General features: G+C 71.9%; 19 protein-coding genes. 8 read left to right on the top strand and 11 right to left on the bottom strand.

The window, feature by feature from the left end:
* The 3 genes from PV341_RS19750 to PV341_RS19740 form a co-directional block, all read right to left on the bottom strand.
* Positions 1-2358: an FxsB family cyclophane-forming radical SAM/SPASM peptide maturase gene (locus tag PV341_RS19750; RefSeq protein WP_500325278.1), complete on the bottom strand. Its 2358-nt coding sequence runs from the start codon at positions 2356-2358 to the stop codon at positions 1-3.
* Between the two features lie 32 nt (positions 2359-2390).
* The gene (gene fxsA / locus PV341_RS19745) at positions 2391-2588 is read right to left on the bottom strand and encodes an FxSxx-COOH cyclophane-containing RiPP peptide (protein WP_499514082.1); all 198 of its coding nucleotides are present in this window, start codon (positions 2586-2588) and stop codon (positions 2391-2393) included.
* A gap of 514 nt (positions 2589-3102) precedes the next feature.
* Positions 3103-4476 carry a cation:dicarboxylate symporter family transporter gene (locus PV341_RS19740; protein WP_500325563.1) on the bottom strand — a complete coding sequence of 458 codons (1374 nt, stop codon included), beginning with the start codon at positions 4474-4476 and terminating at the stop codon, positions 3103-3105.
* 143 nt (positions 4477-4619) lie between these two features.
* On the opposite strand from PV341_RS19740, the gene PV341_RS19735 reads away from it, so the two are divergent.
* Both PV341_RS19735 and PV341_RS19730 read left to right on the top strand, forming a co-directional pair.
* Entirely contained in the window at positions 4620-6266 is a 1647-nt protein-coding gene (locus PV341_RS19735; protein WP_500325279.1) for a sensor histidine kinase, read from the top strand.
* Positions 6263-6946 carry a response regulator gene (locus PV341_RS19730; protein ID WP_500325281.1) on the top strand — a complete coding sequence of 228 codons (684 nt, stop codon included), beginning with the start codon at positions 6263-6265 and terminating at the stop codon, positions 6944-6946. Before PV341_RS19735 ends, PV341_RS19730 begins: the two co-directional genes overlap by 4 nt.
* 7 nt (positions 6947-6953) lie before the next feature.
* On the opposite strand, the gene PV341_RS19725 is transcribed toward PV341_RS19730, so the two are convergent.
* Entirely contained in the window at positions 6954-7979 is a 1026-nt protein-coding gene (locus tag PV341_RS19725) for an ATP-dependent 6-phosphofructokinase (RefSeq protein WP_499514079.1), read from the bottom strand.
* A 158-nt stretch (positions 7980-8137) separates the two neighbouring features.
* Here PV341_RS19725 and pta point away from each other — a divergent pair, with 158 nt between their 5' ends.
* From pta to pyk, 3 genes are all read left to right on the top strand, one after another.
* Positions 8138-10216, top strand: coding sequence for a phosphate acetyltransferase (gene pta, locus PV341_RS19720; protein ID WP_500325283.1), 2079 nt, complete (start codon positions 8138-8140; stop codon positions 10214-10216).
* Positions 10217-10239: 23 nt separating this feature from the next.
* The gene (locus tag PV341_RS19715; RefSeq protein WP_500325285.1) at positions 10240-11391 is read left to right on the top strand and encodes an acetate kinase; all 1152 of its coding nucleotides are present in this window, start codon (positions 10240-10242) and stop codon (positions 11389-11391) included.
* 109 nt (positions 11392-11500) lie between these two features.
* Entirely contained in the window at positions 11501-12925 is a 1425-nt protein-coding gene (gene pyk / locus PV341_RS19710) for a pyruvate kinase (RefSeq protein ID WP_499514076.1), read from the top strand.
* Positions 12926-13039: 114 nt separating this feature from the next.
* Here pyk and PV341_RS19705 read toward each other — a convergent pair whose 3' ends face one another.
* From PV341_RS19705 to PV341_RS19690, 4 genes are all read right to left on the bottom strand, one after another.
* Positions 13040-14296 (bottom strand): hydrogenase expression protein HypF, encoded by a 1257-nt coding sequence (locus PV341_RS19705; RefSeq protein WP_500325287.1) that lies wholly within the window; start codon positions 14294-14296, stop codon positions 13040-13042.
* On the bottom strand, positions 14286-14897 hold the full coding sequence (locus tag PV341_RS19700; RefSeq protein ID WP_500358559.1) for a DUF6114 domain-containing protein: 612 nt from the start codon (positions 14895-14897) through the stop codon (positions 14286-14288). The genes PV341_RS19705 and PV341_RS19700 overlap by 11 nt, the downstream gene beginning before the upstream one ends.
* A gap of 92 nt (positions 14898-14989) precedes the next feature.
* Positions 14990-15613: a DUF6230 family protein gene (locus PV341_RS19695; protein WP_500325291.1), complete on the bottom strand. Its 624-nt coding sequence runs from the start codon at positions 15611-15613 to the stop codon at positions 14990-14992.
* A gap of 620 nt (positions 15614-16233) precedes the next feature.
* Positions 16234-17193, bottom strand: a complete 960-nt coding sequence (locus PV341_RS19690) for a tetratricopeptide repeat protein (RefSeq protein ID WP_500325293.1) — start codon at positions 17191-17193, stop codon at positions 16234-16236.
* A gap of 189 nt (positions 17194-17382) precedes the next feature.
* On the opposite strand from PV341_RS19690, the gene PV341_RS19685 reads away from it, so the two are divergent.
* Both PV341_RS19685 and PV341_RS19680 read left to right on the top strand, forming a co-directional pair.
* Positions 17383-18000 carry a TetR/AcrR family transcriptional regulator gene (locus PV341_RS19685; RefSeq protein WP_500325295.1) on the top strand — a complete coding sequence of 206 codons (618 nt, stop codon included), beginning with the start codon at positions 17383-17385 and terminating at the stop codon, positions 17998-18000.
* A 203-nt stretch (positions 18001-18203) separates the two neighbouring features.
* Complete coding sequence (locus PV341_RS19680; protein WP_500325297.1) at positions 18204-19337, top strand: DUF3103 family protein; 1134 nt, start codon at positions 18204-18206, stop codon at positions 19335-19337.
* 98 nt (positions 19338-19435) lie between these two features.
* Here the strand turns inward: PV341_RS19680 and icmA are convergent, their stop codons facing one another.
* The 3 genes from icmA to PV341_RS19665 form a co-directional block, all read right to left on the bottom strand.
* Complete coding sequence (icmA, locus tag PV341_RS19675; RefSeq protein WP_500325299.1) at positions 19436-21136, bottom strand: coenzyme B12-dependent isobutyryl-CoA mutase large subunit; 1701 nt, start codon at positions 21134-21136, stop codon at positions 19436-19438.
* Positions 21137-21288: 152 nt separating this feature from the next.
* A complete protein-coding gene (locus PV341_RS19670; RefSeq protein ID WP_500325301.1) occupies positions 21289-21624 on the bottom strand; it encodes a DUF3817 domain-containing protein in 336 nt (111 codons plus the stop codon).
* Between the two features lie 59 nt (positions 21625-21683).
* Complete coding sequence (locus tag PV341_RS19665) at positions 21684-22190, bottom strand: MarR family winged helix-turn-helix transcriptional regulator (protein ID WP_499514067.1); 507 nt, start codon at positions 22188-22190, stop codon at positions 21684-21686.
* Between the two features lie 417 nt (positions 22191-22607).
* Between PV341_RS19665 and PV341_RS19660 the strand changes: the two genes are divergently transcribed.
* Entirely contained in the window at positions 22608-24233 is a 1626-nt protein-coding gene (locus tag PV341_RS19660; protein ID WP_500325303.1) for a M4 family metallopeptidase, read from the top strand.
* The last annotated feature ends 101 nt before the right edge of the window (positions 24234-24334 follow it).

Below are 24334 nucleotides of genomic sequence, written 5' to 3'. Positions count from 1 at the left end.
TCAGACCCCGTTCAGTTCGGAGAGCCAGGGGGCGACGGTGCCGGCCATCCCGTCCGCGAAGCGCTTGCCGAGCGGGGTCAGCGAGCCGCTGCCGGCCAGCCGGTCGACCGCCTCCGCGGTCTCGCGGGTCCAGCGGGCGAAGGGCGCCGCCGCCTCCGGGACGCCCCGGCGGGCCAGCGCGCGCCAGTACTCGGCGACGGCGACGTGCGCGTACGTCCCCTGCAGCAGCCCCTCCAGCGGGCGCGGGTCGGGGCGCCACGGGGCGTGGAAGAGGCGGGTGTCCTCCGGGTCGTACAGGTCCATCAGGTCCAGGACGGCACCGAGCTTCACGTGCTGGAACTCGTGGGCGACCAGCAGGGCCAGCGTGTCCGGGGCGGCGGGCCGCGCGATGCCGACCGCGCCGAACGCCTGCCGGGCGGCCCCGCTGACGTCACTGCCGTCGCCCGGCGGGACCAACGGGGTGATGGTGCCGAGCCCGGTGGCCAGTCCCGGCACGTAGCGGGGCAGCTCACGGCCGAGGAAGTCCCAGGCGGCGACCAGGTCCTCGTGCCAGGCCTTGACCTCGGCCTCGTCCTGCCGGGGCACCAGGGGCCACTGGTGGGCGTCGCGGTAGGGGTCGGTGTCCTCCAGCGCGACGCTCCATCCGGCCGGGCCGACCCGCCGTACGGGGTGCCACCGCGCGTCGCCCGGGTCGTGCGCGCCGATCCTCACCGTGCGGCCGGCGGCGCTCACGCCGAAGCCGTCGGCGGTCGCGGCGACGTCGGCGTCCGCTCCGTCGTGGGCGCCGACCAGGACGCGGCCGAGCCCCGGCAGGCGTACCGCGCCGTCGCGGACGGGCACCCGCACGCTCGCCCCGTACCGGCCCGCGGCCCGCACCACGGCGGCGGCGGCGAACTCGGCGAGCCCCGCCACGTCCGCCCCGCCGGCGCCGCCCGTCTCCAGGCAGTGCCGGGCCCACGGCCGGACGTAGGGATGGGCGAGCACCTCGTCCAGGGCCTCCGGCGCAGCCTCGTCGACCTCGGCGAGCACCCGCCAGACCGCGGCGGTCCTGCCGTCCCGGGGAGCGCGCTCCCAGACGGCGGTGAGCAGTCCGCGGGTGATCTCCAGTTGCTCGGCGGCGAGCGCGGCGACCGTCGCGGCGTCGCCGTAGCCGGCGGCCAGCTGGTCGATCTGGTCCTCGGTCAGCGAGGACTGGGGCTGCCGCCCCGACGCGGTGCTCACCGGATTCTCCCGTTCCGTCTCCTCGGCGTCACGGATGCCGAGGATCAACTCCATCAGGTCACCGCAGTACGCGGACGGATTCTCGAATCCGGTCCCGGTGCGGTAGCGGTGCGCGTACAGTCCCCCGCCGCAGACGTCGACGACCGGGCAGCGGCGGCACTCGTCGCACAGCCCCTCCTTGCCCTGCCGCCGGGCCGCGATGCCGGGGTGGGCGGCGACCTCGTCCAGGGAGTGGGCGAACACGTCCATCCCGGTGGCCGGGGCGCCGTCGTAGGCGGTCTTGAGCGAGTCGGCCTGCTCGAAGGTCCCGTCGGTCTCGATGACGACCAGGTCGACCGGGTCGGTGCCGATCGACTCGACCAGGCTGCTCCCGCCGCGCAGCATCCGGCGCACGGAGTCGAAGACCCGCACGGGCACCGGGCGCCCCTCGGCCGCCCAGCGGCGGTGGACGGTCAGCAGCCACTGCGCGTAGGGCGCCCGGGCGCCGCCGGGGCGCGCGGGCGGGGCGTCATGGGTGGCGTGGGGCAGCAGGAAGTCGATGCGGGGCGGTTCGAGCGCCATCAGGGCCTCGTAGACCGCCAGCGGGTCGTTCTCCACGTCGATGGTGCAGAGCAGACCGCCGTACAGATGGCGGTAGCGCGGCTCGCGGAGCAGCCCGAGCGACGCCACGACCCGGTCGTAGCTGCCCCGCCCGTCGGCGAACCGCCGGTGGCGGTCGTTCTCGGCCCGGCCGCCGTCCAGGGAGACGCCGACCGAGATGCCGAACTCGTCGAAGACGTCGCAGAACCGCTCGTCCAGGAGGACGGCGTTGGTCTGGATGCCGAGCTCCAGGGCGCACACGCCGTCGAGCGCCCGGCGCAGCGCCTCGGCCGCCCGCCGGATGCGGGCCGGGCCTGCCAGCAGGGGTTCTCCCCCGTGGAACACCACCTGGACGGCCGCGAGACGGTGCGCCGCGGCATGCTCGGCGATCCGTGCGGCCACCCGTTCGAACACCTCGTCGGGGGTGGCCCGGACACGCGTCTTCCAGCTGGTGTCGGCGTGCTCGTAGACGTAGCAGTGATCGCACGCCAAATCGCACCGGCTGTGCAGTTTCAGCACGAATTGCGACAGCGCTCTGGCCGGTGCTGATGTCCCCATGACTGCGGCCCGGACCCCCGAGTCGGTCGGGCCTACTTGCTGCTGAACGACTGGAAGGCCGCGACCGGGACGTTCCCGGCGGAGGCGGCGGCGGGCATCACGCGGTCAAGGGCCGGGGAGGCCACGGAGCTGCCGCGGGAGGCCAGCTCGGCCAGCGGGATCCTCCGCCGCGCCTGCGAGCGCCGGGTCGGAGCGTCGTGGCCGGCGTTCACGGTGGGGGTGGCAGTCATAGCGGGGTCCTCGTTCGGTAAGGTGCGTTGGTGCGCACACCATTTGTCCGGAATTGAGTAGAATCATCTCACTGCATCCCAGACCTTGAAAGGCGACGCAGCACTCCTAACGAGCGAGCCGTCCGCAAGTGTGCGGTTTACGCCAAATGCAGCAGACGGCGGACTCGCGCACTCCCCACCCCCAACGCCGGGCCGTGTGATTATCTCCCTTACGGGGAACGGGAATTGGCCATATCCACGAACCGAGACGAACTTTCTGAAGCGGTTCGTGCGCCGCTCCCCACACATCCCCTCGTCACGCCTCCCGGCGCATCGCGCCGCATGCCCGGCGCCCCGCGCACGAGTCCCGCACACCCGCGCGCTGACCTGCACCGACGCGCCCCGGCGCACCTCACGGAACTCGCGCCGCACCCTGGACCGATCGGGTGAACTCCCCCGCCCCCACACACCACAACGGGTCCCGCCGGGCGGAGGGGGGATCCGCCCGGCGGGACCGTTCAGGGGTGACAGCCGGTCAGGCCGTCGTCACCGGCTCCTTGCCGGTGTCCACGGGGGCGGCGGGCTCGGGGGCCGTGCCGTGGCCGTCGTCGACGAGCGTGGTCTCGTCGAAGGGCAGTTCACCCGCGAACACGCGCTGGGCCTGCTCACGGTCGAACTCCTTGGTCCACGTGCCGATCAGCACCGTGGCGACGGCGTTGCCCGCGAAGTTGGTGACGGCGCGCGCCTCGCTCATGAAGCGGTCGATGCCGACGATGAGGCCGACGCCGTCGACCAGGGCCGGCTTGTGCGACTGGAGCGCTCCGGCGAGGGTCGCCAGACCCGCGCCGGTGACGCCGGCGGCGCCCTTGGAGGCGACCATCATGAAGAGCAGCAGGGTGATCTGCTGGCCGATGGCGAGCGGCTGGCCCATCGAGTCGGCGATGAACAGCGAGGCCATGGTCAGGTAGATCATGGTGCCGTCGAGGTTGAAGGAGTAGCCGGTCGGCACGGTGATGCCGACGACGGGGCGGCTGACGCCCAGGTGCTCCATCTTGGCGATCAGGCGGGGCAGCGCCGACTCCGAGGACGAGGTGGAGACGATCAGCAGGAACTCCCGGCCGAGGTACTTCAGCAGCTGGAAGAGGTTGACCCCGGCGAAGAAGCGGAGCATCAGGCCGAGCACGACCACGACGAAGATCAGGCAGGTGACGTAGAAGCCGAGCATGATCGTGGCGAGCGCCTTGAGGGCGTCCACGCCCGCCGAGCCGACGACCGCCGCGATCGCGCCGAAGGCGCCGATCGGAGCCGCCCACATGATCATGGACAGGACGCGGAACACCAGCTTCTGGATGTGGCCGACGCCGCGCAGGATGGGCTCGCCCGCCGTCCCCAGCGCCTGCAGGCCGAAGCCGACCAGCAGCGCGACCAGGAGGGTCTGCAGCACCTGGCCCTCGGTGAAGGCGGAGACCAGGGTGACCGGGATGATGCTCAGCAGGAAGTCCGGCAGGGTCTCGGCCGGGGCGTCCTTGGCCTGCGCCTGGCCCGCGTCCTTGAGCGCGTCGGTCAGGTGCAGCCCGTCGCCGGGCTGGAGGATGTTGCCGACCACCAGGCCGATGGCCAGGGCGACGAAGGACATCACCACGAAGTAGCCGAGGGCGAGGCCGCCGACCCTGCCGACCTTGGCGGCCTGGCGGACCGAGCCCACACCGAGCACGATCGTGCAGAAGATGATCGGCGAGATCATCATCTTGATCAGGTTCACGAATCCGGTGCCTATGGGCTTCAGCTCGACGGCCGCGTCGGGCGCGACCATCCCGAGCACGGCGCCGGCGATCGCGGCGACGACCACCGCGATGTACAGGAAATGGGTACGGTCCCTGCGACCCTGGGTACGGCTCTGTACCGGCACTGACACCTTCGTCTCCTCGGTCCACCCGGACGTCGTCCCGGGACGCCCGCGATTGGATAGGTCCCGGCGACTATGCGCCCGGGCAGTGAGCCAGGTCACGTTTGCGTTCATTGTGTTCGCGGGACCTGTGCACACTGGTGGGCATGCCGCTCCCGACCCGCCTCCACCGCCCCCGGCCGCGCCCCCGGCCGCGCCGCCGTGCGCGCAGCCTGGCGGGCCAGTTGTTCGCGATGCAGGTGGTCATCGTGGCCATGGTGGTCGCGGGCATCGCGGTGCTCGTCTACGTCAACGCCGCCGGCCGCGCGGAGGACGCCGCGCGGGACCGGGTCACGGCGGCCGCACGGGCGGTGGCCGACGCCCCCTCGGTCGCGGCCGCGATCCGCGGCGAGGACCCCACCGCCGCGCTCCAGCCCTACGCGGAGCAGGTCCGCCTGGACACCGGCGTGTCCTTCATCACCATCATGAGCCCGGACGGCATCCGCTGGACGCACCCCGACACCGACCAGATAGGCCGCCCCTTCCTGGGGCACATAGAGCGCGCCCAGCAGGGCGGCACCTTCACGGAGACGTACACCGGCACGCTGGGCGCGTCGGTGCGCGTCGTCACCCCCGTCCGGGACGACGGCCGGATCGTCGGCCTGGTCAGCGTCGGCATCACGGTCGAGGCCATCACCGACCAGGTGCGCGACCAGCTGGCGGTGCTGATCGGGATCGCCGCGGCGGCCCTGGCGGTCGGCGGCCTCGGCACCTACTTCGCCAACGCCCGGCTGCGCCGCCACACGCACGGCATGGCCGCGGACGAGCTGAGCCGCATGTACGACTACCACCAGGCGACGCTGCACGCGGTGCGCGAGGGCCTGATCCTCATGGACGCCGACCGCAGGGTCGCCCTGTGCAACGACGCCGCCCGCGAACTGCTGGGCCTGCCGGGGGACGTGGTGGGCTCCTACGTCGCCGACCTAGGGCTGCCCGCCTCCCTGACCGGCGCGCTGCTGGCGGCCGAGCCGCGGGTGGACGAGGTGCACCTGACCGCGGAGCGGGTGGTGGTGGTCAACACCTCTCCGGTGCGCGGCGGGGAGCGCCGGGGCACCGTGGTGACCCTGCGGGACCACACCGACCTGCAGTCGCTCACCGGTGAACTGGACTCCGTACGCGGTTTCGCCGAGGCGCTGCGCTCCCAGGCGCACGAGGCCTCCAACCGGCTGCACGCGGTCGTCTCCCTCATCGAACTGGGCCGCACCCAGGACGCGGTGGAGTTCGCCACCGCCGAACTGCAGCTGGCCCAGGCGCTGACCGACCGCGTGGTCGCGGCGGTGGCGGAACCGGTGCTGGCCGCGCTGCTGCTGGGCAAGGCGGCCGAGGCGAACGAGCGCGGTGTGGAACTGACGGTCACCGAGGACAGCCGCATCGACGACGGGGTGCTGCCCGCCTCGCTGACCTCCCGGGACCTCGTCACCCTCCTGGGCAACCTGATCGACAACGCCCTGGACGCCGCCATCGAGGGCGCCGCGCAGACGACGGCGCGCCCGCACGTCGAGGTCACCGCACGCACCGACGACGGCGAGCTGCTGCTGCGGGTCACCGACAGCGGGCGCGGGGTGGACCCGGCCGTGGTGCGCGAGGTCTTCCGGCGCGGCTGGACGACCAAGAGCCACGGGCACGGCCTCGGGCTCGCGCTCGTCGAGCAGACCGCCCGGCGCGCGGGCGGCACCGTGGACCTGGAGCGGGCGGTGGGCGGCGGCGCCACCTTCACCGTACGGTTGCCGCTGCGCGGGGAGGTGCGGACATGATCAAGGTGCTGGTCGTCGAGGACGACCCGGTGGCGGCCGACGCCCACCGGCTGTACGTCGAGCGGCTGCCGGGGTTCACGGTGGCCGCGGTGGCCCACTCCGGGAGCGCGGCGCTGCGCGCGCTCGAACGGCACCAGGTGGACCTGATCCTGCTGGACCTCAACCTGCCCGACGGGCACGGGCTCCAGGTGGTGCGCACGCTGCGGGCGGCCGGGCACACCGCCGACGTGGTGGCGGTGACCTCGGCCCGCGACCTGGGCGTGGTGCGGCAGGCCGTCTCGGTCGGGGTGGTGCAGTACCTGCTGAAGCCCTTCACCTTCCCCACCCTGCGCGACCGGCTGGAGCGCTGGGCGCGCTACCGCGACGAGCTGGCCGGCGGCGAGGCCTCCGGCCAGGACGAGGTGGACCGCGCCCTGGCGGCGCTGCGCAGCCCGGAGGGCTCGGTTCTCCCCAAGGGCCTCAGCGGCCCCACCCTGGAGGCGGTGACCGTGGCGCTGCGCGAGGCGGCGGAGGGCCTGTCGGCGAACGCGGCGGCCCAGGCCGTGGGCGTCTCCCGGATCACGGCCCGCCGCTACCTGGAGCACCTGGTGGAGACCGGCCGCGCGGTCCGCGCCCCGCAGTACGGCCAGGTCGGCAGGCCGGAACTCACCTACCGCTGGGCACCGCAGCGCCGCTTGTGACAGAGCGTCAGAAGACCGACTCCGCCTCCTGCATGCGGTCCTCGGGCACCCGCTTGAGCACCATCACCGCGTCGGCGAGCGGCACCAGTTCCACCGCGGTGCCGCGCAGCGCCGTCATGCAGCCGAAGGCCCCCTTGTGCGCGGCCTCCACGGCGTGCCAGCCGAAGCGGGTGGCCAGGACGCGGTCGTAGGCGGTGGGGACGCCGCCGCGCTGGACGTGGCCGAGGATGACGGGGCGGGCCTCCTTGCCCATGCGCTGCTCGAGCTCGGCGGCGAGCCGGGCGCCGATGCCGGCGAAGCGCTCGTGGCCGTAGGCGTCGATCTCGCCGTGGGCGTACGGCATGGTGCCCTCGGCGGGGTGGGCGCCCTCGGCGACGCAGACGACGGCGAACTTCTTGCCGCGGGCGAAGCGCTCCTCGACCATGGCGACGAGGTCGGCGGGGTCGAAGGGCCGTTCCGGGAGGCAGATGCCGTGCGCGCCGCCGGCCATGCCGGACTCCAGGGCGATCCAGCCGGCGTGCCGGCCCATGACCTCGACGACCATGACGCGCTGGTGGGACTCGGCGGTGGTCTTGAGCCGGTCGATGGCCTCGGTGGCCACGGTGACGGCGGTGTCGAAGCCGAAGGTGCGGTCGGTGGCGGAGATGTCGTTGTCGATGGTCTTGGGGACGCCGACCACCGGCATGCCGGCCTCGGCGAGCAGCCGGGCCGCGGTGAGCGTACCCTCGCCGCCGATGGGGATGAGGACGTCCAGGCCGTAGCCGGAGCACACGGTGCGCCAGTTGTCGGCGGCCTCGTGGAGGCGGGCGCGTTCCAGGCGGGAAGAACCGAGGATGGTGCCGCCCCGGGCAAGGATGCCGCTGACGGAGTTGAGGTCGAGCGGACGGTAGCGGCCCTCCAGCAGGCCCTTGAAGCCGTCCTCGAAGCCGATGACCTCGTCACCGTGGTAGGTCAGCGCGCGGTGGGTCACCGAGCGGATCACGGCGTTGAGTCCGGGGCAGTCGCCGCCGGCGGTGAGGACTCCGATGCGCATGGCGCTCCACGCTCCCTCCGGTCGCGTGTACGGTCGCCTTTTCGCATCGTAGGTCCGCACCGCACCCGCCGCGCGCCATACGCACACCGAACGGTAATGTCAACAGATATCCGCCACCCGACTGGGTGGATCACGCCGGGCAGGAACGGAGAGAGCGCGTGACGCGCAGCGTGTACGTAACCGGTATCGGCAGGGGGGACGGCCGCCAGGTCGTCGAGCTGGGCGTGATGGAGCTGCTGACCCGGCAGGTGGACCGCGTCGGGGTGTTCCGGCCGCTGGTCCACGACACGCCCGACCGGATGTTCGAGCTGTTGCGCAGCCGCTACCGGCTCACCCAGGACCCGGCGACCGCCCACGGCCTGACCTACGAGGAGGCGGCCGCGCTCCAGGCCGAGCAGGGCCGGGACGCGCTCATCGCCCGCCTGGTGGACCGCTACCACCTGGTGGCCACCGAGTTCCCCACCGTGCTCGTCCTCGGCTCGGACTTCCACGAGACCAACCTCCCGGGCGAGCTCGGCATCAACGCCCGGCTGGCGAACGAGTTCGGCGCCTCGGTGATCCCGGTGGTCGGCGGCCGCGAGCAGACCGCCGACTCGGTCGTGGACGAGGTCCGCAACGCGCACCTGTCCTACACCGGCCTGGGCTGCGACATCGTCGCCATGATCGCCAACCGGGTGCCCCCGGAGGTGCTGGAGGAGGCCGCGTCGCGGCTGCGCCGCCGGCTCCCGGTGCCCGCGTACGTGCTGCCCGACGAGCCGGCGCTGTCGGCCCCCACGGTCGCCCAGGTCGTCGAGGCGCTCGACGCCGAGGTGCTCCTCGGTGACCACGGCGGACTGTCCCGGGACGTGATGGGCTTCGTCTTCGGCGGCGCGATGCTGCCGACCTTCATCCGCGCACTGACCCCCGGCTGCATGGTGATCACTCCGGGCGACCGGGCGGACCTGATCATCGGCTCGCTGGCCGCGCACTCCGCCGGTTCCCCGCCCATCGCCGGCATCCTGCTCACCCTGGACGAGGTGCCCGGCCCGGAGATCATGGCCCTGGCGGCCCGGCTGGCCCCCGGCACGCCGGTCATGTCGGTGCCCACCGGCAGCTTCCCGACCGCCGCCGAGCTCTTCGCCCTGGAGGCACGGCTGGGCGCGGCCACCCCGCGCAAGGCGGAGACGGCGCTCGGGCTCTTCGAGAAGCACGTGGACGGTCCCGAGCTGACCGAGCGGCTGTCGGTGGTCCGCGGCGAGCGCGTCACCCCGATGATGTTCGAGCACGAGCTGATCGAGCGGGCCCGTACCGGACGCCGCCGGGTGGTCCTCCCCGAGGGCACCGAGGAGCGCATCCTGCACGCGGCCGAGGTCCTGCTGCGCCGGGACGTCTGCGACATCGTCCTGCTCGGCGACGAGGACGCCATCCGCAAGCGGGCGGGAGAGCTCGGCGTCAACGTCGACGTGCCCGGCTGCACCCTGACCGACCCGCAGACCTCGCCGCTGCGCGAGAACTTCGCGGAGCTCTACGCCAGGCTCCGCGCCCACCGGGGCGTCAGCTACGAGCTGGCGTACGACGTCGTGGCCGACGTCTCCTACTTCGGGACGCTGATGGTGGAGCAGGGCCTCGCCGACGGCATGGTCTCCGGCGCCGTCCACTCCACGGCGGCGACGATCCGCCCGGCCTTCGAGGTCATCAAGACCGCCCCGGGTGCGGCCATCGTCAGCTCCGTCTTCTTCATGTGCCTGGCCGACCGGGTGCTGGTGTACGGCGACTGCGCGGTCAACCCGGACCCGGACGCGGAGCAGCTGGCCGACATCGCGATCCAGTCCGCCGAGACCGCCGCCCAGTTCGGGGTCGAGCCGCGGGTGGCGATGCTCTCGTACTCCACCGGCACCTCCGGCTCGGGCGCCGACGTGGACAAGGTGCGCCGGGCCACCGAACTGGTCCGGCAGCGGCGCCCGGAGCTGCTGGTGGAGGGGCCCATCCAGTACGACGCGGCGGTCGACGCCAAGGTCGCGGCCACCAAGCTGCCGGACTCGCAGGTCGCCGGCAACGCCACCGTGCTGATCTTCCCGGACCTCAACACCGGCAACAACACCTACAAGGCGGTGCAGCGTTCGGCGGGCGCGGTGGCGGTTGGCCCCGTGCTGCAGGGCCTGCGCAAGCCCGTCAACGACCTGTCGCGCGGCGCGCTGGTCCAGGACATCGTCAACACCGTCGCCATCACGGCCATCCAGGCGCAGGGCGACCGGTGACCGGCCACCACAGGGAAGACACCGTGACCGCTACCCGCGTCCTCGTCCTCAACTCCGGCTCTTCGTCGGTGAAGTACCAGCTGCTGGACATGGCCGACGGCAGCCGGCCGGCGGCCGGGATCGTCGAGCGGATCGGCGAGCCGGGCGAGGTCGCGGACCACGCCGAGGCGCTGAAGACGGTCGCGGAGGAGCTCGCCGCCCGCGGCCTCGGCCTGGACTCACCCGAGCTGGCCGCGGTGGGCCACCGGGTCGTGCACGGCGGCACGCGTTTCACCGAGCCGACGCTGATCGACGACGAGGTGCTCGCCGCCGTCGAGGAACTGGTGCCGCTGGCCCCGCTCCACAACCCGGCGAACGTCACGGGCATCCGGGTCGCCCGCGACCTGCGTCCGGACCTGCCGCAGGTGGCCGTCTTCGACACCGCCTTCCACTCCACCGTCCCCGAGCACGCCTACCGCTACGCGATCGACCGGGAGACCGCCGACGCCCACCAGGTGCGCCGCTACGGCTTCCACGGCACCTCGCACGCGTACGTCTCCCGCGCGACGGCGCGGCTGCTGGGCAGGGACCCGGCCGAGGTCAACGTCATCGTCCTGCACCTGGGCAACGGGGCCTCCGCCTCGGCCGTGCGCGGTGGGCGGTGCGTGGAGACCTCGATGGGGCTCACCCCGCTGGAGGGCCTGGTGATGGGCACCCGTTCGGGGGACCTGGACCCGGCCGTGGTCTTCCACCTGGCCCGCGTGGGCGGGATGGCGGTGGCGGAGATCGACGACCTGCTCAACAAGCGCTCCGGCCTGCTGGGCCTGTGCGGCGACAACGACATGCGGGAGATCGCCCGCCGGATGGCCGAAGGCGACGCGGCAGCCCAGCTCGCCTTCGACGTCTACGTCCACCGGCTGCGCAAGTACGTGGGCGCCTACACCGCCGTGCTGGGGCGGGTCGACGCGATCGCCTTCACGGCGGGCGTCGGCGAGAACTCCGCGGCGGTCCGGGCCGCCGCCATGGCCGGCCTGGAGGGCCTGGGCGTCGAGCTCGACGCGGTGCGCAACGCGGTGCGCGGCCATGCCGCCCGCGTGGTGTCGGCCGCGGGCAGCCGGGTCGCGGTGGCGGTCGTCCCCACCGACGAGGAACTGGAGATCGCACAGCAGACGTACGCGCTGGTCACCGGCCGGTGACTCGTTGCGGCCACCCGGAGGCTCTACTCTATGGCCGCCGTCCGCACCGTCCATGCCTCCCCCGCACGGGAAAATTCCGGAGCGGAACAAACCCGATAGGATCGTCCTCATGCGCCGAGCGAAAATCGTCTGCACCCTGGGTCCCGCCGTCGACTCCTACGACCAGCTGAAGACGCTGGCCGAGGCCGGTATGAACGTGGCCCGCTTCAACTTCAGCCACGGCAGCCACGCCGAGCACGAGGAGCGCTACCAGCGGGTGCGCAAGGTCTCCGTGGAGACCGGACGTGCCATCGGCGTGCTGGCCGACCTCCAGGGGCCCAAGATCCGCCTGGAGACCTTCGCGGACGGTCCCGTGGAGCTGGTCGCCGGTGACGAGTTCGTCATCACCACCGAGGACGTGCCCGGTGACAGGACCATCTGCGGCACCACCTACAAGGGCCTGCCCGCCGACGTGCGCGCCGGCGACCCCGTCCTGATCAACGACGGCAACGTCGCGCTGCGCGTGATCGACGTCGACGGCCCGCGGGTCCGCTGCCTGGTCGTCGAGGGCGGCGTCATCTCCGACCACAAGGGCATCAACCTGCCCGGCGCCGCGGTCAACGTGCCCGCCCTGTCCGAGAAGGACATCGAGGACCTGCGCTTCGCCCTGCACATGGGCGTCGACATGGTGGCGCTCTCCTTCGTCCGCGACGCCAAGGACGTCCGCGACGTCCACCGCGTCATGGACGAGGTCGGCCGCCGCGTGCCGGTCATCGCCAAGGTCGAGAAGCCGCAGGCGGTCGACAACATGGAGGACGTCGTCGCGGCCTTCGACGGCGTCATGGTGGCCCGTGGCGACCTGGCGGTGGAGTACCCGCTGGAGAAGGTCCCGATGGTGCAGAAGCGGCTGATCGAGCTCTGCCGCCGCAACGCCAAGCCCGTGATCGTCGCGACCCAGATGATGGAGTCGATGATCACCAACTCCCGTCCGACCCGCGCCGAGGCCTCCGACGTCGCCAACGCGATCCTGGACGGTACGGATGCGGTCATGCTGTCCGCCGAGTCCAGCGTCGGCAAGTACCCGATCGAGACCGTGAAGACGATGTCGCGGATCATCGAGGCGGCCGAGGTCGAACTGCTCAAGCAGGGCCTGTGGCCGCTCAACGGCCGCAAGCCGCGCACCCAGGGCGGCGCCGTCGCCCGCGCCGCCGCCGAGCTCGCGGACTACCTGGACGCCAAGACCCTGGTCGCCTTCACCAAGTCCGGCGACACCGCCCGCCGGCTGGCCCGCTACCGCGTGCCGCAGACGGTGGTGGCGTACACGACCGACGAGTCGACCCGCAACATGCTGGCGCTCACCTGGGGCGTGCAGACCACCGTCGTCCCGCACGTGAACACCACCGACGAGATGGTCGAGATCGTCAACCAGGAGATGCTGAAGCTCAGCGACTACGCCGAGGGCGACACCGTGATCATCACGGCCGGCTCCCCGCCCGGCGTCCCCGGCACCACCAACCTGGTGCGGGTCCACCACCTCGGCCACCGCGCGGTCTGACCGGCCGCCGGGCCGCCCGGAACACGGGAACGGCGGAGGGCACCTCCCCTTGCGGGGACGGCGCCCTCCGCCGTTTCCTCGTGCGGCTCCCGGAGGGGTCCTGTGCGGCCGCGCTCAGTCCGCGGTGTTGTACACGTGCATGCCGGGGACCTTCAGCGTGCCGCCGAACTGGCCGGCCTGCTTGACCGTGACGTTGGTGAAGAAGGCGGCCGGCACGTTGATCGGGGGCGGGGTGTCCGGGGTGAACTCGATCGGGATGAGCCCGAAGAGGTTGCCCTTGAGCGACTCGGTGTACATCGTCACCGTGCCGTTGCGGATCGTCGAGGTGCTGCCCTTGCGGGCGTCCACGTGCCCGACGGTGCCGTTCGGCCCCACGACCTCCTGCTGCAGGTCCTTGATGTCCACGCCGGTGGCGGTGAACTTCAGGACCTTCTTGACCTTCCCGCTCCAGGTCTTGACCTCGACGATGCCCTTGTAGTCGAGCCCGGTCAGGGTCAGCAGGCTGCTGCGCAGGACCCACGGGTCGTCGGGCAGCAGCGACTGCGTCTCCTGGTAGGCGGCGTCCGCCAGGGCCTGCGCGTCGTGGGTCGGGCACGGGAACGGGGTCTTGCCGTCCGCCGACACGGCCGGGGAGCTCTGCGAGGGGTCCGGGGTCTGCGTCGCCTTCCCGGTGGTCTCCGAGAGCTTCTCGACGGCCTCCGACACGGTCTTCTTCAGCGTGTCGGAGGTGTCCTCGGCCTTCGTCTTCACCGTGCCCGTGGAGGCGCTCGGCTTGGGAGCGGCCGAGGTCGCGCCCGGGGCGGGCGTCGAGGTCGCCGTGGCGGACCCCTCGCTCTTCTTGTTGAGCCCCAGCAGGTCGCCCAGGGCGTCACCGACGCCCAGCGGGTCCAGCGGGTTGTTCTGCTGGGCCGCCGAGGGCGAGGCCGACGGGGTGGGCGCCGTCGTCCCCGTGCCACCGGACGAACCGCCGCCGCTCTCGTCGCCCTTGCCGCCCTCGTCACCGGAACCGGCGGAACCCGAGGGGTCGCTCGACGGGCTCCCGGACGGATCCGCGGTCGGGGTCTTGGTGCCGCCGCTCGACGGGGTGGCGCTCGGCGTCGCGGACTCCACCGGCTCGTCGGGCTGCTCGACGCACTTCGTGCCCGAGAACGGGTTCTTCGGCAGTTCGTCGGCAGAGGCCAGCCTCGGCGTCAGTCCCATGCCCATCAGGACCGCCGTCGGCATCGCGGCCAGGGCTATCGCCTTGCCCGCGGGCATCTGCAGCTTGGTCAGCAGCGACTTCCTCGGCGCCGCGTGCCGCGGCCCCGTTCTCTCACGGGTGCCGCTGCCGGCGGCGACCCCGGAAGCGGGCTGGACCTCATCACCCCGCACTGTGCCTCCCGTTCGCGTCTACGGTCTCGGCGCCGTCCACCGGGTGCTGCGGGGCGGTCCCTGCCTGGCCGGCGGCCGGGTCGGCCGGGTACTCGCCGTAGGCCGCCGCGTAGGGGGAACCGGGCGGCGGCACGTAACCGGCGTCGCCGTCGTCGCCCTTGTCGCTGCCGGGCAGTTCCGCCGGGTCCGCGCCGCCGTCGGCGGGCGGTGCGCCCGGGGCCCACGAGACGGCGAGGGCGCCGCCGATGAGACCCAGCAGGAAGCCCATCAGGAAGCCGCCGAAGTTGGAGACCACCAGCGACACCAGCGACAGCAGGATCGACGCGACGCCCGAGAAGACCCGCACCGCCGACTGGAACCACATGGTCAGGCCGAGTACGACCAACAGCACGCCGATGATCAGCGAACCGGACCCGGCCGTGGTGGCCATGGTCAGGCTCAGCGCGCCGAGCGAGAGATGGGCGTACGGGAAGTACGCGATGGGCAGTCCGGCCAGCAGTGTCAGCAGGCCCGCCCAGAACGGCCGCTGCCCGCGCCATACGCGGAAGCGGAACCGCCAATAGCCGAACCGGCCCCTCAGTCCGTGTGTCTCGGCGCTCATGGAAAACAGCTCCCTGGGACTGGCGTTTCTAGAAAGAGTCGGGGGTGAGGAAGGTGAGGGGCATCCCGTGCCCCCCACCCCCTCTGGTCAGGCTAGAAGCACTCGTACTTCGCGCCGGAGCCCATCTTCACCGACATGCTCAGCCCGCTGAGCTTGAAGGTGCCCGCGCTGGTCGCCCACGCGGTCTGCTGCACACCGGTGAGGTGAGCCTTCCGGGCCTCCTGGGCGAAGGAACCGGGGTCGGTCTTGTCACCGGTCTTGATGCCGGGGCCCTGCGTGGTGTCACCGGCGGCGACACCGATGTTGATGTCGGTGAACTCCGCATCGGCGTCGAGCTGGTCGAGGTCGATGTAGAGGTTCTTCGCCTCGACCTTCTTGCCGCCGTTGCCGGCGCCCAGCTTCAGCGTGACGTCGCCGATCGGCGTCGGCACGACCACGGACTGGCACAGACCGGTGATCGTGGCCGAGTCGAACGCGGAGACCGCGACCGGGATCGGCTTGCCGCCGTGCTGGACGTCGATGGCTCCGTACTGGACGAAGCCGTCACCCTGCAGGTCCTGGGCCTGGACCTTGAACTGCTGGCCCGAAACGCTGAACGAAGCGGCGAGCGCGCCCTGACCCAGGGCCACGCCTATCGCCGCGGTGGCCGCGACGCTGGGCACCATGACGACGGCGAACCGCTTCCATCTGGTACCGCCGCGGATGAGCGACTCCATGACTTTCCTCCTTCTCGGACGTACATCTCCGGCCGGAATCGTGGGGATTGCGGCGGGATGGGAGAAGTGCTACGTCCTCGGGAAGGAGAGCGCCGTATCGACGGCCGTCACGCGGGAAAGAGCGGACGACGCTGTCCGAAAAATCGGCGATCACCCCCGAGCGACAACCACACGGCCACGCTCTCGCGCAACCTGCTGGACAGGCCCCGCCGGACGGCAGAGACCCCCCTGTCCGCGGTCCGCGTCCGCTGCTGGCACAGCATCGGCGTCCCGGCCCGGTGGGGACCCGTTCGGCGATCGGACGGCTGGATGCCGACTGCTCGGCGACGGACCGGGCTTGGCCGATCGTGGTCCATTCGGCGCCGCTGCACAAGGGGCGTCGTTACTAGCGGGTAACGGTGCGATAACCCAGGAGATATGGTCTAGACCATAACCGCTACGCTGCGTAGTTGCGATGGGGGTGTGAAAATCACCCATCGTGTGATGGATCCGGACAGAGTCCTGTCACTCTCTTACCGGAAGTAACAGCGGCCGCGCTTCATCAAGATTTGGTAAAGCGCGGCCGGTCCTGATCGAGGCTCGAAATGGCTTTCGAGGCACGGCCACCTTACGTGATCAGGTCAGAACAGCACCCGTGCCAGCGCCGCACGCGCGGCCGTCACCCGGGGGTCGTCGGACCCGATCACCTCGAACAGCTCCAGCAGCCGCAGCCGCACGGTGTCGCGGTCCTCGCCCGCGGTGCGCCGCACGGTGTCCACCAGCCGGCCGAAGGCGTCCTCGACATGGCCGCCGACCAGGTCCAGGTCGGCCACGGCGACCTGCGCCGCCACGTCCGCCGGGGCGTCCGCCGCGGCCTTGCGGGCGGCCTGCGCGTCGACGCCCTGCACCCGCTGCAGCAACTCGGCCTGCGCCAGGCCCAGCTTCGCCTCGGTGTTGGCCGGCTCGTCCGAGAGCACGTTGCGGTACGCCTGGATCGCGCCACCGAGGTCGCCCTGGTCCAGCGCGTCGTGCGCCGCCGACAGCGCGAGCTCCTGCGGGGTGGGCGGCCGCTCCTCGGCGACCGGCGCCTCGACGCCGCCCTCGGCCGGTACGCCCGTGATGCCGAAGCGCTGCTCGGCCACGGCGACCAGCTGGTCCAGCACCTCGCGGATCTGGTCCTCGGGTGCGGCGCCCTGGAAGAGCGGCATGGCCTGGCCGGCCAGCACCGCGAACACCGCGGGGATGCCCTGCACGCCGAACTGCTGCACCAGCAGCTGGTTCGCGTACACGTCGATCTTCGCGACGACGATCCGGCCCGCGTAGGCGCCGGCGAGGTACTCCAGCGTGTCCTGCAACTGCACACTCGCGTCCGCGCGGTCGGTCCAGAAGTGGACGACGACCGGGACCTCGGTGGAGCGCTGCAGGACATCGCTCTCGAAGGTGGCCTCGGTGACCTCGGTCACCAGGGCGGGGGCGGCGGGCTCTCCCCCGTTGCGGGCGGCTTCCGCGCGGGCCTGCTCGGCCTTCGCCTTGGCCTCTCCGGCCGCCTTCACCGCGGCGAGGTCGACCACGCCGCTCATGGACATGTTCCGTGGCTGCATGAGACCAATCCTCCCCCCTCGTCGCGGTTCCCGGGGAATCGCCCCCCGAAAGCGCCACCTGCGGCGCGCGACGGTGACGCGCTGTCCGGCGCGAGGTCCACTCCCGCGCGGCGGCCGCCACCCTTTCGATACGACCCGTAGCGTAACTGTACGGCCGCACCATACGCAACGGGGATAGGGTTCCCAGCCATGTGCGCGCGTGAAACAGGCAGAAGGACCGGACGCCCTCGCAGTGCGGAGGCCGACCGGGCGATCCTGGACGCCGCGCGGCAGGCCCTGGTCGAGCTCGGCTGGGGCAAGCTCACCATGGGCGACGTCGCGGCCCGCGCGCGCGTCGCCAAGACCACCCTCTACCGGCGCTGGGCGAACAAGAACGAGCTCGCCGTGGACGCGGTCGCCGCGCTCTTCGACGAGCTCGAACTGCCCGACCGCGGCAGCCTGCGGGCCGACGTGGAGGGCGTGGTCCTGCAGTTCGCGGCCCTGCTGGAGCAGCCCGCCACCAAGACCGCGCTCATGGCGGTGGTCGCCGAGGCCACCCACGACGAGGCACTGCGGCAGCGGATCCGGGAGGCGATCGTCGACCGGCAGAAGCGCCTGGTCATCGAGGGCCGCCGGCGCGCCCAGGAGCGCGGGGAGATCCCGCCGGACGACGGCGACCCCGCGCCGCAGATCGACCTGATCTTCGACGTGATCGCGGGCGCCGTGGTGCACCGCGCGCTCGTCAGCTGCGAACCGGTGGACGCCGACTGGGCGGCCCGCTTCACCACCGTCCTGCTGGGCGGGCTCGCGGCGGCGTCAACGTCCTAGCCGTCGCCGGGAGTTCGGCTTCCCTTTGCTCGAAGGAGCCGCGGCACCTCTTGCCCGCATGGCATGTCATCGTCATGATTACCGGCGGGTCATCTACTCGCATAGACAACCCGGCGGCCAGGCATTGGCCGTTGCTCGGCGTTCCCTCGTTCCACCCTGTCAGCGCGCCCATTGATCGCTCGCCCCCAGGAGGATCGATCCACGTGAGACACCCTCACCCCGCTCGGCGCGGCGTCGTCGCCACCGTCGCCGCCTCGCTGATCGCCCTGACGGCCGCACAGAGCGCCACCGCGCTCCCCGCGTCCGCCACCCCGCGTGCCCACGCCCCGTCGTCCGCCGTCACCGTGGCGGAGGAACAGGCGGCGCGCGCCATCGCCGGCTCCCTCTCCGACGCCTCATGGCGCGCCCGCGTCCGCCACGCGGCGCTGACCTCGGACGAGGTGGCCGTCACCGAGCTCGCCGGCCCGCAGCTGCGGCCCGCGCTCGCCGACGCCGACCGGCGGATCGCCGCCGCCAAGGGCCTCGGCGCGGACGTCGGTTCCCTGCTGCGGCTGCGGCTCGGGGACGACTCGATGCGCGGGGCGCTGGCCTCCGGCGTCACCCCGTGGGTGGCCGCGGCCAGTTCCGACGAGGACGTCCGCACCGTCACCGCCTACGACAGCCGGGGCCGGGCCCACCGCCTCGACGCCCGCAGCGCTCCCACCCACCCGGTGTACGTCGTCGACATCGACGGCTCCAAGGCACTGGCCGCGGGTCTGGACGTCCTCCAGTCGGAGCTGGGCCGCCAGGGTCTGACCTCGTCCGCCCGGCGCCCCGCGGCGCCGTCCTCCGCCTCGGCGGCCGCGGCCGGCTTCTGGACCACGCGCATCACCCAGGTCCGGCTCTCCGACGACGAGGAGCCGTGGGTCAAGGGCGACGCCGAGATCTACACCCTCGTCACGGGATTCGGCCAGGACGGCCTCGTGCGGGTCGACCCCGTCGACATGCCGTACCTGGACAACGACGGGACGACGTACAGCCCGAACCAGATCCTGGTCAACTGGTCGCTGTACAAGTACAACCTCGCCGACGCCGTGATGATGGAGGACGACGGCAGCACCAACTACCGCGACCTGGCCAAGGCCATTGCGGGAATCCTGCTGACCATCGCCGACCAGGGCACCTACATCCCGCTGGTGAACGCGGTCCTGGACGCCATCCCGGACGACTGGTGGACGGACGACCCGGACTACGTCGACTCCTGGTACACGCTGGCGCAGAGCGACAACGGCACCCGCTACGGCGCCCGCGGCAACGGCTGGATGACCCTCCAGCCGTACTTCGTCGAGCAGTTCTGAGCAGCGTGCCCGCCGCCCCCGGGCTTTTGGGGGCGGCGGGCACGGCAGCGGGGCCCGGCGGGAACACGCGCTGTTCCCGCCGGGCCCCGCGCGGTTCGTCAGAAGCGCGCGGGCTCCGTGTAGCTGCCCCACTCGTCGCGCAGGGCCCCGCAGATCTCGCCCAGGGTGGCCTCGGCCCGCACCGCGTCCAGCATCGGCCCGATCATGTTGCTGCCGTCCCGGGCGGCGGTCAGCATCGCCTCCAGCGCCTTGCGGACGGCCGCGTCGTCCCGCTCGCCCTTGCGGCCGGCGAGCACGCGGACCTGCTCCCGCTCGACCTCGTGGCTGACCCGCAGGATCTCCAGGTCGCCCGTCACGGAGCCGGTGTGGCAGTTGACGCCGACGACCTTCTTGTCGCCCTTCTCCAGGGCGCGCTGGTACTCGAAGGCGGCCTCGGCGATCCGGCCGGTGAAGTAGCCGTCCTCGATGCCGCGCAGGATGCCCGAGGTGATCGGGCCCACCGCGTGCCTGCCGTCCGGCACGGCGCGGGCGCCGAGCTCCTTGATCTTGTCGAAGATCTTCTCCGCGTCCGCCTCGATGCGGTCGGTCAGCGCCTCGACGTACCAGGAACCGCCCAGCGGGTCGGCCACGTTGGCGACGCCGGTCTCCTCCATCAGCACCTGCTGCGTGCGCAGCGCGATCTCCGCCGCCTGGGCGCTGGGCAGCGCCAGCGTCTCGTCCAGGGCGTTGGTGTGCAGCGAGTTGGTGCCGCCGAGGACCGCGGCCAGGGCCTCGACGGCGGTACGCACGACGTTGTTGTACGGCTGCTGGGCGGTCAGCGAGACGCCGGCCGTCTGGGTGTGGAAGCGCAGCCACTGCGCCTTGTCGGTCTTCGCGCCGTACACGTCGCGCATCCAGCGGGCCCAGATCCGGCGCGCGGCGCGGAACTTGGCGATCTCCTCGAAGAAGTCCAGGTGGGCGTCGAAGAAGAAGGACAGGCCCGGCGCGAAGGTGTCGACGTCCAGACCGCGCGACAGGCCCAGCTCCACGTAGCCGAAGCCGTCGGCGAGGGTGTAGGCGAGCTCCTGCGCGGCCGTGGAACCGGCCTCGCGGATGTGGTAGCCGGAGACCGACAGCGGCTTGTACGCGGGGATGCCCGCCGCGCAGTGCTCCATCAGGTCGCCGATCAGGCGCAGGTGCGGCTCGGGGGCGAAGAGCCACTCCTTCTGCGCGATGTACTCCTTGAAGATGTCGGTCTGCAGGGTGCCGTTGAGCACGGCGGGGTCGACGCCCTGGCGCTCGGCGGCCACCAGGTACATGCAGAAGACCGGCACCGCGGGACCGGAGATCGTCATGGAGGTGGTGACGTCGCCGAGCGGGATGTCCTTGAAGAGGACCTCCATGTCGGCGGCGGAGTCGATGGCGACACCGCAGTGGCCGACCTCACCCAGCGAGCGGGGGTCGTCGGAGTCGCGTCCCATGAGGGTGGGCATGTCGAACGCGACGGACAGGCCGCCACCACCCGCCTCGAGGATCATCTTGTAGCGCTCGTTGGTCTGCTCGGCGTTGCCGAAACCGGCGAACTGGCGGATCGTCCACGTACGGCCCCGGTAACCCGTCGCGTGCAGACCGCGCGTGAAGGGGTACTCACCGGGCCAGCCGATCCGCTCGAAGCCGGGCACCTCGGCACCCGCGGGCGGGCCGTACACGGGCTCGACCGGGTCGCCGGAGAGGGTGGTGAAGTCGGCCTCGCGCTTGCGCGCGGTGTCGTAGCGCGCCTGCCAGCGGCTGCGCCCCTCCTCGATGGCTGCAGCGTCCATGCCGTGTCTCCGCCTCTCTCGCCTTCCGGGCCGGTCCCCGTACCACGAGGATGACCCCTACAAGGCGAAAATACTAGGACGTCCTAGTACCTGTCGACGGCGGAACCCCCCGTCCGTCGAACGAGGGGAGGAAACCGCAGGTCAGGCCGGTCTCAGACCTTGACGGGTTCACCCGCGGGGGCCACCAGCGGGGTGACCTCGCGGCTCACCTTGCGCTCGACGAAGAACGCGGCGGTGGGGATCGTCCCGGCCAGCAGCACCCACGCCAGCTTGCCGAGCGGCCACTTCGCCTTGGAGCCCAGGTCGAAGGCGAAGACCAGGTACAGGACGTACAGCCAGCCGTGGGCGATGCTGACGACCTTGGTGAAGCCCGCGGCGCCGTCGACCTCCAGCACGTACTTGGCGATCACGCCGATGGTCAGCAGCACCAGCAGCACGCCCGTCACGTAGGCGAGCACGCGGTACCGGGTCAGAACACTCTGCTTCATGCGGACGAGCGTAACCGGTGCGATTCCGGCGCTTCCCCCGGCCCCGGCCGTGGCGCGCGTCACTCCTCGAAGTCCCCCGCCGCTATGCGCAGCGGCCGCAGCAGGTCGAAGATCTCCGCGCACTGCTCGTCGTCGTACGCGCCGAGCCCGAACTTCATCCCCATGAGGTCCTCGGTGGCGGCCTCGCACACCTCGCGGCCCTTGACGGTGATGGAGGCGAGCGTGCCGCGCCCGTCGTTGGGGTTGGGCCGCTTGGCGACGAAGCCGGCGGCGACCAGCCGGTCGACGGTGTTGGTGACCGAGGTGGGGTGCACCATGAGGCGTTCGCCGATCTTGGACATCGGCAGCTCGCCCTCCTTGCTGAAGGCCAGCAGCACCAGGGCCTCGTAGCGCGCGAAGGTCAGCCCGTAGGGCTTGACGACGGAGTCGACCTGGGAGAGCAGGATCTGCTGGGCGCGCATGATCGACGTGATCGCGACCATCGAGGGCACGCGCCCCCAGCGCCGGGTCCAGATGTCGTCCGCACGGGCGATGGGGTCGAAGGGCAGGCTCAGCGGCTTGGGCACAGGCCCGAGCCTACCCGTCGGTCACATGCTGGGCAGCCGCGTCTCGCGGGGCGGGACGCCGCGCCTCACCGGCGCCACGGTGCGCGTGATCATACGCCGGGCTCCCGTCACACGTATTACCGCGGTGTTTCAGCCACCCGGGCCGCGGATCGTGACCGGAAAGTCGCCCTCCCCGGGGAGGGTTTCCCCTACTCGTGGGACGGAGTTGTCACCCTTTGGGCCGGGAGATGGCCGCATGGGCCGGGGCCACCGTCGCACGAACCGGCCAATGCATGAAGTGCACCTGTCATTAACCCGTCGTTCGGTGCGAGGCTCCTTGCCGCGCGGAACACCGCGCGTCCCCCACACCGCTCCGGGCGCCCACCTGCCCGGAGTCCTCGCCCGTCGCCCCCACGCGACGGGACCCAAGGAGTCACATTGCGCAAGAAGCTGGCATTCGGCACCCTTGCCGCCGCCTCGGCGCTCCTGGCCGGCGGTCTCCAGTCCTTCGCCGCGAACGCCCAGAGCGCCCCCACCGCTCCGGCCCTCGCCGCCGCCCACGCGCAGGCCCTGTCCGACGCCCGCGGCAAGGCCGCCGGCCTCGCCGGGAGCCTCGGGCTCGGCGACCGCGAGCAGCTGACCGTCAGGGACGTCGTCGTCGACCCCGACGGCACCCGTCACCTGCGCTACGACCGCACCTACGCCGGCCTGGAGGTGCTCGGCGGCGACCTGGTGGTGCACCAGGACAAGAGCGGCGCCACCCGGTCCGTCTCGCGCGCGGTCACCGCGAGGATCGCGCCCGCCACGCTCACGCCCTCCGTCACGGCCGCGGCCGCCGAGGAGAAGGCCGCGGCGATGGTCAAGGGCCTGCTGAAGACCCCGCTGGTCAAGGGCGAGGAGCCGCTGAAGGCGGTCGGGCAGGCCGCGGCCCCCGAGAAGGTCGTCTGGGCCGTCAGCGGCACGCCCCGCCTGGCGTACCGGACCGTGGTCCACGGCACCCAGGCCGACGGCACCCCCAGCGCGCTGAACGTCATCACCGACGCCGCCACCGGCGCCGTGATCCAGGCCTACGAGGGCATCCAGACCGGCAGCGGCACCGGCGTCCACGTGGGCTCGGTCCCGCTGACCACCACGAAGTCCGGCAGCACCTACACCCTCAAGGACGCGAGCCGCGGCGGCATCTACACCACGGACCTGAACAACCGCACCAGCGGGACGGGGACGACCTTCTCCGACACCGACGACGTCTGGGGCAACGGCTCCGCCTCCAACCGCCAGTCGGCGGCCGTGGACGCGCAGTTCGGCGCGGCGGCGACGTGGGACTTCTACAAGAACACCTTCAGCCGCTCCGGCATCCGCAACGACGGCAAGGGCTCCCTGTCGCGCGCCCACTACGGCAGCAACTACGTCAACGCCTTCTGGGACGACAGCTGCTTCTGCATGACCTACGGCGACGGCTCGGGCAACACCCACCCGCTGACCGCACTCGACGTCGCGGGCCACGAGATATCCCACGGCGTCACCAGCGCCACGGCCGGCCTGACCTACTCCGGCGAGTCCGGCGGCCTCAACGAGGCCACCTCCGACATCTTCGGCACCATGGTCGAGTTCTACGCCAACCTGGCCTCCGACACCCCCGACTACCTCATCGGCGAGAAGATCGACATCAACGGCGACGGCAGCCCGCTGCGGTACATGGACAAGCCGTCCAAGGACGGCGCCTCCGCCGACTACTGGTCGTCCTCGGTGAAGAACCTCGACGTCCACTACTCGTCGGGCGTGGCCAACCACTTCTTCTACCTGCTCTCGGAGGGCAGCGGCGCCAAGACCGTCAACGGCGTCAGCTACAACAGCCCGACGAAGAACGGCTCCACCGTCACCGGCATCGGCCGCGCCAAGGCCGCCGCCATCTGGTACCGCGCGCTGACGGTGTACTTCACCTCGTCCACCAACTACACCAAGGCCCGCACCGCGACCCTGAACGCGGCCAAGGACCTGTACGGCAGCGGCTCCGCCGAGTACAACGCGGTCGCCGCCGCGTGGACCGGGGTCAACGTCACCTGACCCGGGGCCGGTTGACCCGACCGGCACCCCCATCACCCGTGGTGCCGCGGACCGCCCCATACGGTCCGCGGCACCACGAGCACGCGTACCCGCCCCGGCCC

The organism is Streptomyces sp. PA03-1a (assembly GCF_033792805.1).
Classification (GTDB): Bacteria; Actinomycetota; Actinomycetes; order Streptomycetales; family Streptomycetaceae; genus Actinacidiphila.
Note: the sequence above shows the minus strand (reverse complement) of the source record. Positions and strands in the feature narration are given on the sequence as shown.